The sequence below is a fragment of the bacterium genome, from assembly GCA_026398675.1.
GTDB lineage: Bacteria > RBG-13-66-14 > RBG-13-66-14 > RBG-13-66-14 > RBG-13-66-14 > RBG-13-66-14.
Window position 1 is genome coordinate 1 of record JAPLSK010000255.1, and the last position, 11,304, is coordinate 11,304.

The window sequence follows — 11,304 nt, forward strand, 5'->3', positions numbered from 1 at the left end:
TGGGCTGCTCCAATGGGTTGGTGTTGCTTTTGAAAAACGAAACGACGGGAGCCCGTCAGATGCCGGCGGACTCGTCGTATTCGGAGAAGTATCCGAAGAGCGGCTTGACGTCCTTGGGCGAGGCGGCGAGGAGCTTCTCGTTGGCGGTGCGCAGGCGGAAGGAGAGGACCTTGACCACCCGCACGGTGATCTTCAGTGACGCGATGGGGTCGGTCTCCATGAGCCTCAGGAAGTTGTCACGCTCCAGGATTAAAAGCTCGGTGTCGGAACCGGCCACGACGGGTGCCGAGTGGGGCCCGCCGTCGAAGAGGCTCATCTCGCCGAAGAAGTCGCCGGGCCGCAGCACGGCCAGGATGAGGTTGTCGGCTTCGGGCCGGTCCTTGATCACCCGGACCTCGCCCTCGACGATCATGTACAGCCCCTTGCCGGCCATGTTTTCCTCGACGATGCGCTGGCCGGCGGTGAACCGCTCGCGCTCGAGGTGCTCGGACAGTAAGCGGAGCTCACCCTCCTCCATGGATTCAAAGAACTGGAACTTTTTCAGGGCGTCTATGGCATTCATGGAATCCCCCGCGGGTTTAAGCGAAGGAATCATACCAGAAAGAGCGGCCTTTGGCACCCCTTGACCTCGCGCCGGGAGGCGTCCTATCATCTCAATCCATTGACCGCCACCAGGGCCCGTCATGCTGCAGAGGCTCTTTTACGCCTTCATTCTGTTTCTCGCCCGGATAGCGTGCCACGCGCTCCTGCGGCTCCGTATCCTGGGGTGCGGTTTCGTCCCCAAAAAAGGGCCGCTCATCGTCGCCGCCACCCACTCCAGCTTCGTTGACCCCGCCGTGGCCGCGGTTGCGGTGACCAGACCCGTAACTTTTATGGCCAAGGCCTTCCTCTTCGAGCCGTTCTTCTTCGGCTGGCTGATCCGCAACCTGGGCGCTTTCCCCCTGAAGACGGATTCGGAGGTGGGGGCGGTCAAGCTTTCCCTGAAGCTTTTACGCGAGAATCGGGCGCTGATGATTTTTCCCGAGGGGACGCGGATCCGCCGGGACGGTCTCGGCCGGCCCCACCCCGGCGTGGGGCTCATCGCCAGCCGAACCGGCGCGCCGGTCCTACCCATTTACATCCAAGGCAGCCACGACGCCCTGACCGATGTTTTCAAGGGAAAGCCGCCCCGTGTTCGGGCCTACATCGCGCCGCCGATAATCATCGAGCCCCCGCCCGGGGAATGCGACAAACAGGCGTGGTACGAGGCCGCCAGCGGGCGGGTGATGCGCGAGATTGCCCGGATGCGCAACTGGTGCCTCCGGGAGCAGGGGCTCCCACCCGAGCCCTACGGCACATTCGTCACCGACGACAAACCGGACCGCCCGCCACCCGGCGAAAAGTGGAGCATCAGCTAACGCGGAGGACGCGTTGTCTCCCTGGCTCCAGACCTTCTTCATCTCGATGGCTCCCATTGTGGAGCTCCGCGGGGGCCTGCCCTGGGGATTGGCGCACGGGCTACCCTGGTGGGAGGCTTACACCGCCGCGGTCATCGGCAACCTCGTGCCGATCATCCCCCTGCTCCTGTGGCTGGAGCCGGCCAGCGGCTGGTTGCGTAAGAAATGGGGCTGGGCCGACCGCTTCTTCTCATGGATCTTCGCCCGAACCCGACGCCGGGGGACCCTCGTGGAGAAGTACGAGGCCCTGGGTCTGCTTTTATTCGTGGCCATTCCGCTGCCCCTCACCGGAGCCTGGACGGGCGCCGCGGCGGCCTTCATCTTCGGCATCCAAAACCGATACGCCTTCCCGGCGATCATCGGCGGAGTGCTCCTCGCCGGGGTCATCGTCAGCCTGGCCTACTACGGCGTCATCGGCACGGCCGACATTTTCATCGGCTGATACGGATCTGAGCCGGGGTTGAAAAAGGCGGTGCGTAGCGGTACAATACCCACGCTTCAACGACCCGGCCGCCGGCCGCGGTCGGAATATTTTGCTCCGGTCGGGGCGTAGCGCAGTCTGGTAGCGCACCTGGTTCGGGACTAGGGGGTCGGAGGTTCAAATCCTCTCGCCCCGACCACCTTTCAAGAGGTTTCCCATGGGGGACCTCTTTTTGCGGGGGGATTCTTTTCGCGTCATCATCTGAAAAATCGGTTCCGTTTTAAGAACCGAGAGGGTGGAATCGGCGCGGAGTTGTGGAAAGTGGACCGGTTCGATCAGGAATAATTCAGGTTTTCATGCAGACGGCAATCACTTGATTTAAAACACCTTAACTGAAGAATGCGGCAAAGGAACCCGTTCGTACTTCTCCCGGGGGAAGGAAAACCTGCGCTCATCCGGTCTCGAAGGGGATACACAAATCACGGCTTGACCTGAAAAACACTCTTATACCAATAAGATACACCCATTCTAACCACCCGTGCGCACGACGGCACGCCCCTTGCTCTGCGTAAATGAAAAGGACGGGACGTTCAAATTTATCCCGGTTCACCGATCTCGAAACCCGCTCCTCACACCGGGAGTCTAAGGTGAAGATGAGCGGAACCCCGGACTATAGAGCTGGACCAGTTCTTTTTTTATTAGCCACAAGTCCGCCGTCAGCCGTTATACGGCACCCCCTACCTTTCGAAAATTTACTTGAAAATGCGGGATAAACCATTTATACTAGTCTGCGTTAGTTGAAAGTTGAACAGTTTATTTTTATATATTTTAAATTCTAACAGATAAAAAAATTCCTCTTCAACATGCGGCGGCCATGACAAACGGTAACTCACCCTATACTGAAATAGCTGTTCTCGGTCTCCTGGCGGAATCTCCGCGCTACGGCTATGAGATAGACTCAGAGATAAAAAACCGCGGGATCAACCACTGGGGGAAGGTCGCCATCTCCTCCATCTACTACCTGTTGAACAAGCTCGAAAAAATGGGGTACGTGACCTTCAAGTACCACAAAGAGGGCAAGTACCCCATGCGCAAGGTCTACTCCTTGACCCCGGCGGGCCGGGCCGTCCTCGAGGAACAGCTCTTCAGCATGCTCAGCTCCCGGGGCGAACCGGAACCGCACCGCCACATGATCGGCATCGCCTTCATCCACGTTCTCCCCAAGGAGATGGCCCTCGAGGCCCTTCGGCGGTTGCAACAGAGGATGGTGGAGATGGAGGAGCACTACAGAGTCCAAACACGCAACCTCGCCGAGCGTTACCCCTTCCCCACCAGCCGGGCTCTGTTGAAGCTCTGGGGCGACAACGTCGAGCACATGCACCTCTGGTTGCGCAAATTATACCGGGAGCTCGAGACGTACCCCTGGCAACAGTGGGGCGAGGTGGCGGCCAAACAGGGCATCATCAAAGACCATCCGGGAGATTGATTGCATGCGTGCACCGATTCTCTACCTGCTGCTTTGGATTCCTCTGGCGGCGACGGCTGAACCGCTGACGACGCTGGACATGGACGAGGCCGTCCGGCTGGCCTTGGACAACAACCTCGACATCCGCATCGCCGCGGAGGCCGAGAACGCCGCCGAGGCCGCCAATTGGTTGGCCTGGACTGGCTTCCTGCCCCATATCTCAGGGACCGTCACCTACAACAAGTACGACGGCTATTACTCCTCGGACAGCTACTACGGTGACACCGAGTCGGAGAGCTTCGGCACCAGCCTGACCTTGCAGCAGCCGATCTTCAACGGCGGCGCCGTCTACTGGGGCAAGGTCATGGCCGCGGCCGGGGAGGAGATGGCCGAGCTCCAGCTCGTCGCCGCCCGTCAGGCCGCCATTCTCGCGGTCAAACAGGCCTACCTCGATTCCCTGCGCGCCGAGGAGCTCCTTGCCGTCCAGCGGAAAAATCAGGAGAACCTGACCCACCACGTCCAGATTACCCAGACCAACCTCGACGTGGGGCTCGCCTCCAAGGTGGACCTCTTGAGGTCGGAGGCGGAGCTTGCGGCGGCGGAGAGTGAGGTCATCGCCACGGAGAACATCGTCCGGCTCACCCGGGTCAACCTGGCCGACGTTATCGGCGTCGAGCTGGACCGGGAGGTCATCCTCGCCCCCGTGGAGGTCGGCGAGCCGACCGGGCCGGCCTTCTCATTGGACGAGGCCCTCGCCTGCGCCCGGGAGAACAACCCCGGTCTGGCGGCCGTGCGCAAGAGCGAACGCCTGGCCGAGGGGCAATTCGGGTTGGCGGCCAGCGCCTTCTGGCCGAAAATCAACCTCCAGGCGGCCTACGGCTGGGTGCAGGGCGACGACTTCGCGTTCTCCGAGGACAAAGACTACTGGACAATCGGCGTCTCGGCCAGCCTGGACCTATTCGACTCCACCCAGCGCCTGGCCGACGTCGCTCAAGCCCGGGCCGAAGAGCGCAAGACCCGCCTGGAAATCCAGTTGACCGAGCAGACCATCCTCACCGGCGTCGAATCCACCTACCTGGGGCTGATGGAGAAGGTCGCCCAGATCGGCGTCTCCACCAAGCAGCTCGAGGCCGCGGGCGGCGCACTGGACCTCATGGAGCAGATGGTCACCCAGGGGCTGGTGTCCAACGTGGAGACCGATTACCTGGACATCAACCTGGCCTATCTCCTGGCCCGCCTGGGTGAGGTTTCCGCGCGCTACGACTACCTCGTGGCCCGGGAAAACCTGGCCTCGCTCATGGGCGCGATCGAACCCTGAGCTTTTCTTACCACGCGCCAACCGCGTCACCGTTCCCGGAAGGTAATGATGCGTCACCTTACACCCATCGCCATTGCGCTCCCGTTTTTATTGCTCGCGGCCTGCGGCGGGAAGCAGACGGCGAGCCCTGAGCAGAGTTACACCGTGTCGAGCGAGGTCGTAGCCTCCTCTCACAAGACCATCGAGCGGGACCTGGCCGGGGTCATCCGGGGGGAGATGGAGGCCCTGGTCGCCCCGGAGATAGCGGGGCGCCAACCAGCTACTGGCTCTCCTCGGAGGCGGCCAGGGGGCAGTTCGAGGCGGCCAAGCTCCAGCTCAAACAGGCCGAGGACAACTACAACCGTTATGAGCCGCTCCACGACACCGGTTCCATCTCCGCGTCCCAGTGGGAGAACATCTCCAACGGCTACGAGGCGGCGAAGATAAACTACGACGCCTTACAGGCCGGCTATTACCGCGCTGCGGACACGGCGGGCGAGACGACCATCCGGGCCCCCATCGCCGGGGTCGTCGCCGTGCGCAACTTCGACATCGGCTCCATGGTCGGACCCAACTATCAGGTCTTCGAAATCGTCAAGACCGACCCCATGAAGGTGTCCATCGGCGTCAACGAGGAGGACATCGGCACCGTGCTCCCCTCGAGCGAGGTCGAGGTCACCGTGGACGCCTACCCCGACGAGACGTTCAAGGGGGTCGTCTACAGCATCGGGATCAAGGCCGATTCCCGCACCCACGCCTTCCCGGTGGAGGTGCGACTGGAAAACACCGACGGACGCCTGAAAAGCGGGATGGTGGCCCACGTCCGTCTGCCGATAAAGGATCTGGGCGACGTGCTGACCATCCCCCTGAACGCCGCTGTCAAGCTCCGGGGTGTGGATTATGTGTACGTGATCCATGAGGTCACCGAGGAGGTCGCCGCCTACACCACGAATGGGAAACCAGACGGAACCGCCGCCGAGGTTCATCTGCGGGTGGAGCGGCGTCCGGTGACCCTCGGTCCGACGGTGGGCGAACGGGTGGTCATCCTGGAAGGTTTGAAACCGGGAGAGGAGTACGTCGTTGAGGGGCAGCAGTTCCTGGAGGACGGCACCCTCGTCACCATACCGGAACGGGAAGTTTCCGCGGAAGAGGCCGCGCCCGCGGCAGGTACGACTCCGGCCGTCGAGACCCCGGCGGCGGAGACTGCGCCGCAGGAGGTGTCCCGGTGAAATCCATCATCCGCTGGCTCCTCAACAACCCACGCATCTCCTTCCTGATCCTGCTGTTCGTCACCATGGCGGGTCTGTTTGCCGTGTCGGTCATCCCTAAGGAAGGGAATCCCGACATCCAGATCCCGGTGGCCTTCATCGTCGTCGTCTATCCCGGCGCCACTCCCGAGGTGATGGAGACCCTCGTCGCGCAGAAGATCGAAGACGCGATGGTGGACCTGCCCGATCTTGACCAGACCCGCTCGGACATTTCGGAAGGCTTGGCCTTCATTCGAGTAACCTTTACCGCCGAGGCCGACCTGGAGGATTCGATCAACAAGGTCCGCGAACGAGTGGACAAGGTGGCCCCGGATCTGCCTGAGGATTGTGGAACACCTGAGGTTTCGGAACTAAGCGTCTCCGACATGCCGATGATGACCCTCTCCCTCTCCGCGGATATGGAGCCCATCGAGCTCCGTCAGGTTGCAGAAGACCTGGCGGACGATCTGAAGAAAGTGGCCGGGGTGCTGGATACCTCGGTCAGCGGCGGTCAGACCAGGGAAATCCAGATCCTGCTCAAACCGGCCAAGCTGGCCGAGTATCAGGTCTCCCCGACCCAGGTGATCACCGCCATTCAGACACAGCACCTGGACGTTCCCGGCGGTACAGTGGAGCTGGGCAACCAGAACTACCTCCTGCGGTCTATTGGGGAATTCGAAGATCCGTCCCAGATGGGCGAAATCATCGTCACCGGATCCAGCGGCACCAATGTCCGGCTGGACGAGGTCGCCGACATCGTGGACGGCCCGCCGAAAGTGACCACCAATTCGCGGATTGACGGTCAGGACTCGGTGACAATCTATATCAAGCGCCGCACCGGCGCCAACATAATCGACACCTCCGAGGCGATCAAGGCCATGCTGGGTATCCCCCAGGACCCCATGACCGTTACGCTGGGCGACGGGCGGGAGGTGGAGCTTAATCCCTTCGAAATACGGGCATTCTATTTCGCTTCCAGCGATGAATACACCCTGCCGGTTCGCGATGACGAAGGCAAGGAGATTCTCGTTACCCGCGGCGAGGTCAAGGACCAGGTGGCCCAGGCCGAGATTGATACAACCAAGGTCGCTGCCCTGCCGCCCGGCTTGATGCTGCGGATCGTATCCGACGAAACCGACGAGGTTACTGACAGCCTGGACACGCTGAGCGGGAACATCGTCCAGGGGATTATCCGGGTCCTGATCGTGCTGTTCCTTTTCATGGGCACCCGCTCGGCGTTGATCGTCTCCACCTCCATCCCCCTCTCGCTTTTAATCGCCATCGCCGTTGTCTATTTCAGCGGGATGACGCTCAACAACATGGTCATCTCGGCTCTGATCCTGGTGGTGGGGATGGTGGTGGACAACGCCATTGTCGTCACCCAAAACACCTACCGTCACATGGGGGAGGGTTCCGACCGCAAAACGGCGGCCATCAATGCCACGGCCGAGGTGGCCTATCCGGTGTTCACCTCGACCCTGACGACGGTTTTCGCCTTCATGCCCATCCTGCTGATGACCGGAATGATTGGCCAGTTCATGAGTTTCATTCCGATCGTCGTGGTTCCTGGCCGCCGTATCGCTGCCCATGCTGGGATTGATCAAGGTGGAGCTCTTTCCGCCGGGGGACGTGGATTCCCTGACCGTCAGCCTCCAGACACCGCTGGGCACCCCCTTGGAGGTCACCGACACCAAGGTGCGCGAGGTGGAGCGGATCGTCACAGGAGAGATCCCAGAGATGGAGCGTTACGTCGCCACCTCGGGCAGCTCCGGGGGCCGCGCCGCCAGCTTCTTCGGCTTCACCAACACCAACGAGGGCGAGGTCACTGTTGATCTGGTTCCAAGCGATGACCGCGAACGCACCGCCAGCGAGATCCGGGATTCGTTGCGGCCCTCCCTGGCGCAGATCCCCGGGGTGGATATCTCGTACTCCGAGACCCAAGGCGGTCCGCCGACCGGTTCGGCCGTCAACATCAAGATTTACGGCGACGACCTCGATGTGCAGCGGGAGATCTCCGGGCAGATCGTCGCTTTCCTCGAGGGACAGCCCGGCGTGAAGGATCCCCATGATGATATCGCCCAAGGAACCCCGGAGCTTCAAGCGCGTATCCGCCGCGAAGAGGCCAATCTGCTTGGATTCAGCTCCTACAACCTGGGAATGGGGTTGCGAACCCTTGTCACCGGCTCCACGGCCGCCGAGTATCGCGTCGGCGACAAGGAATACGACATCACCGTCAAGCTGCCCGACGACTATCTGCGCACCACCAGCGATCTGGAGACACTCTTCGTCAGCAACTCCGCCGGGTCCCTGGTCATGGTGGGCGACGTCGCCAAGGTCTCCCCGGCGGAAGGCATCGGCAGCATCAAGCATTACAACGGTGAACGGGCGGTGACGGTCGAGGCCGACATGCTCGCCGGTTACAGCCCGGTGGAAACAACCCTCGCGGTCAAGGACTATGTCGAGGGAAACATTGTGCTGCCCACCGGCTATCGCATTGACTATGAGGGGAGCTCCCAGTTCATCGCCGAGAGCTTCAGCAGCCTGGGCATCGCCTTCGTTCTGGCGCTGCTCCTGATCTTCCTCATCCTGACCCTCCAATTCCACAGCTTCGCCCAAACCCTCACGGTGATGGCCACCATCGTCCTTTCCACCGTGGGGGCCATCGCCGGACTGGCCATCACCGGCAGTTCCTTCACGATTGTGTCCTTCGTGGCGCTGGTGGGCCTGGCGGGGGTGGCGGTCAACGGGGCCATCATCCTGGTGGACTTCATCAACATCCGGCGGGCGGAAGGGATGCGGATGCGGGAGGCGATCGTGGATGCCGGTAAGATCCGGCTGGCGCCGATCATGCTGACCGCCATCACCACCATCGGGGGGATGATCCCGCTGGCGTTGTCCGATCCCCAGTGGGCGCCGCTCGGCTGGTGCTTCATCTTCGGCCTCTCAGTGGCGACGATCCTTACCCTGATCGTCATCCCCACGATTTATGACTGGATCGAGGAGTGGAAGATCAAGGTGAAGAAGAAGCTCTTCAAGAACTACGTGCCCCCGGAGGGCGTCCTGTAGTAAGGGCTCCTTCAACCGGAGCGAGGACTCGTCCTACGGGGCGGCCCCGAGCCGCCCCTTTACACACCGCAGCCATCACGCTCGGTGTGGTATAATCGCATTCGGATAGGGGGTACGCGATGGGTGAGCAGGGAACCTACTGCCCCAAATGCGGCAAATTCGGCGCCACGGTGGAAGTGGTCACCGTCAACGACGATGTGAGCATGGTCGTCACCCACTGCGCCAAGTGCGGGACGCGGTTCGAGTGGGCCAAGTTCCGCCCCGCGCACACCGCCGAGGATCTCGCCCTGCGCGCCTGCCCCGTCTGCGGCGCGTCGAACCCGAAAATCCGCGAGGCCGAGAACGAAAAGATAAACGCCGTGGAGTACACCTGCTCCAACTGCAGCTTTCGCGTCGTGCTCGCGCGAAAGAAGGGGAAAAGCTGAGGTTTCCCAACCCGCGAATAAAGGCCCCTGGGCCTTTTTTTGTACCGGCGGCATCCGCGAGGGGAGATAGAGCTCCGGGCCGGGGCGAGAGGCGCTCTCCCTGGGGAAGGCCCTCAGGTTCCGGGGCCGAGGGCAAGGGCCACCTTCTATAAACGCGGCGGGGACTGAAGTCCCCGCCCTACATTCGGTGTAACGTGCCTCGGCGTTATTAGTGCCGACCGGGCAACCCGCCCGGGCTCAAACCCGCGGCCGGGGCATCAATAGATGACGCCCAGGGCGTCAAGCCTCTTCTTGGCTATCTCGGCGAGGGGACCGGTGGTCTTCACGCGCAGGGCCTGGGTGTAGGCGGCGGCGGCCTCATCGGTCATCCCCCTCTTCTCGTAGAGAAGGCCGAGGTGGACGTAAGCCTCGATGCGCGCCGGGTCGTTCTCTACGGCGTTCTTGAAGGCCTCTTCCGCCTCAACGGGCGCGCCGCGGGCGTCGAGGGCCAGACCAAGCCCGTCGTAAGCCCGCGCCAATTCGCCGCCCAGGCGGATGGCCTCCCGGAAACTCGTCTCGGCGGAATCGTAAACCTTCAGGACCAGCTGCACATAGCCCAAGTTGGCCCGGATCACCGGGTCGGTGGGGTTGAGGTCGGCCATCCGGCGGAGGTAGCCGTGGGCCTCGGGCCAACGCGCCTCGGATGTGGCCAGGCCCGCCGCGGCGTTCAGGGCGTCGAAGTGGGACGGGTCGCGGTCCAGGGCGGCGTCGTAGTACTTGGCCGCCTTGACCGTGTCTCCCCGGGCTTCGAAGGTCCGCCCGATCCAATAGAAGGGATCGGCCAGCTTGGGCAGATCCAGCGCCGCCTCCTTGAACTTGACCTCCGCCTTCTCGTAATCGCCGGCCTCGTAGAGCTCCTTCCCCTCCTTCATGGCCTCCTCGGCGGCAATGGTCTTGAAGAGGTCGAACCCGACCAGGAAGGGGGATAGAAGCACGACTATCAGAGCCAGTACCGTCGTCGAGCGTTTCATCTTCGCCTTTTTCACTTCAGGGTCAAGGTATCGAAGTATATCTCGCCGGTGTCGTGCTCCCCGGTGGGCAGAACGACCAGATAGATACGGGTCAGCGCCAGGGGTGGGTGACGGAGGGCCTTCTCGTCGCGCAGGCCCACCAGGTCGGACTGGTTCAGCGTGCATAGGCACCAGGAGTCCTTCCAGTCCACTCTGGAGACCAGATTGCCGACGAACTTCTCCCCCGTCGAGTCCACGAACTCGGCCCGCAGCCAGTGCCCGGACCCGTCGCCGTACACCCAGAGGCTGAGGCTGTCCCAGTTCAGCGGGAGCAGATGGGCCGTCTGCGCGTAGGCCGCCGCCGTGACGTCGCCGGCCTTCGAGAAATCGTACACGAGCTTCGCCGCGCTGTCACCGTCGTGGCTGGGCTCATCGTCGTAACTCTGCGTGAGGTAGCCGTCCACCTCGACGGGGTAGCTGGAGAAGCCCCAGCCGTCCATATTCTCGAAATCGGTGATCACCCGGTCCGTGGTGGCGGTGACCTCCGGGGTCGCGGCTAGCTCGACGGGCCGCGAAGTGACGGTGGTCACCGGGGGTTCCGTCTCCTTCACGCACCCCGTTCCGCCCAGGAGGACCATAAGCGCCAGGGTGGCCGCGATCCGTCCGATAAGGTCTTTCATCCGCCGCTCCACTCCGGCATCTCGGGCGGGATTTCCCGGGTAAGATTACCGCAGAAAAGCGTTTCCATCAAGGGCCTTTCTCCGGTGGGTCGAAACGCTCCGATAGCGCCCGGACCTCAGGGGAGCGCCCGGCGGGGAAGACCAAGAGCGTATCCGGGGTGGCTACGACCACGGCGTCCCTCAGTCCCACGAGGCAGATTCTCCCCAGCGATTCATTGTAAACCAGGCAGTGCTCGCAATCGTGGAGATACGGCTCGGGGGCCCCGGCGGCGTTGACG

The 11,304-nt window shown here is 62.3% G+C and carries 10 protein-coding genes, 1 tRNA gene and 2 pseudogenes; 9 read left to right on the plus strand and 4 right to left on the minus strand.

Features of this window, described 5'->3' with window-relative positions; all coding sequences use genetic code 11:
• Window positions 1-55: 55 nt before the first annotated feature.
• On the minus strand, window positions 56-562 hold the full coding sequence (locus tag NTW26_07915; GenBank protein MCX7022180.1) for a cyclic nucleotide-binding domain-containing protein: 507 nt from the start codon (window positions 560-562) through the stop codon (window positions 56-58).
• A gap of 121 nt (window positions 563-683) precedes the next feature.
• Here NTW26_07915 and NTW26_07920 point away from each other — a divergent pair, with 121 nt between their 5' ends.
• From NTW26_07920 to NTW26_07960, 9 genes and pseudogenes are all read left to right on the plus strand, one after another.
• On the plus strand, window positions 684-1,397 hold the full coding sequence (locus tag NTW26_07920) for a lysophospholipid acyltransferase family protein (protein ID MCX7022181.1): 714 nt from the start codon (window positions 684-686) through the stop codon (window positions 1,395-1,397).
• Between the two features lie 13 nt (window positions 1,398-1,410).
• On the plus strand, window positions 1,411-1,878 hold the full coding sequence (locus NTW26_07925; protein ID MCX7022182.1) for a small multi-drug export protein: 468 nt from the start codon (window positions 1,411-1,413) through the stop codon (window positions 1,876-1,878).
• A 101-nt stretch (window positions 1,879-1,979) separates the two neighbouring features.
• Window positions 1,980-2,056 (plus strand) — tRNA-Pro (locus NTW26_07930).
• Window positions 2,057-2,731: 675 nt separating this feature from the next.
• Window positions 2,732-3,343: a PadR family transcriptional regulator gene (locus NTW26_07935; GenBank protein ID MCX7022183.1), complete on the plus strand. Its 612-nt coding sequence runs from the start codon at window positions 2,732-2,734 to the stop codon at window positions 3,341-3,343.
• Window positions 3,344-3,347: 4 nt separating this feature from the next.
• Window positions 3,348-4,640: a TolC family protein gene (locus NTW26_07940; protein MCX7022184.1), complete on the plus strand. Its 1,293-nt coding sequence runs from the start codon at window positions 3,348-3,350 to the stop codon at window positions 4,638-4,640.
• Window positions 4,641-4,909: 269 nt separating this feature from the next.
• A pseudogene (locus tag NTW26_07945) lies at window positions 4,910-5,848 on the plus strand (efflux RND transporter periplasmic adaptor subunit).
• Window positions 5,845-7,398, plus strand: a pseudogene (locus tag NTW26_07950) (efflux RND transporter permease subunit). The pseudogenes NTW26_07945 and NTW26_07950 overlap by 4 nt, the downstream one beginning before the upstream one ends.
• A 55-nt stretch (window positions 7,399-7,453) precedes the next feature.
• Window positions 7,454-8,932, plus strand: coding sequence for an efflux RND transporter permease subunit (locus NTW26_07955; GenBank protein MCX7022185.1), 1,479 nt, complete (start codon window positions 7,454-7,456; stop codon window positions 8,930-8,932).
• A gap of 119 nt (window positions 8,933-9,051) precedes the next feature.
• Window positions 9,052-9,357, plus strand: coding sequence for a hypothetical protein (locus NTW26_07960; GenBank protein ID MCX7022186.1), 306 nt, complete (start codon window positions 9,052-9,054; stop codon window positions 9,355-9,357).
• Window positions 9,358-9,614: 257 nt separating this feature from the next.
• Here the strand turns inward: NTW26_07960 and NTW26_07965 are convergent, their stop codons facing one another.
• The 3 genes from NTW26_07965 to NTW26_07975 all read right to left on the minus strand — a co-directional run.
• Window positions 9,615-10,367 carry a tetratricopeptide repeat protein gene (locus NTW26_07965; GenBank protein MCX7022187.1) on the minus strand — a complete coding sequence of 251 codons (753 nt, stop codon included), beginning with the start codon at window positions 10,365-10,367 and terminating at the stop codon, window positions 9,615-9,617.
• 11 nt (window positions 10,368-10,378) lie between these two features.
• Entirely contained in the window at window positions 10,379-11,026 is a 648-nt protein-coding gene (locus NTW26_07970) for a fimbrillin family protein (protein ID MCX7022188.1), read from the minus strand.
• A gap of 67 nt (window positions 11,027-11,093) precedes the next feature.
• The coding region (locus tag NTW26_07975) for a hypothetical protein (protein MCX7022189.1) at window positions 11,094-11,304 on the minus strand (211 nt) is incomplete at its 5' end.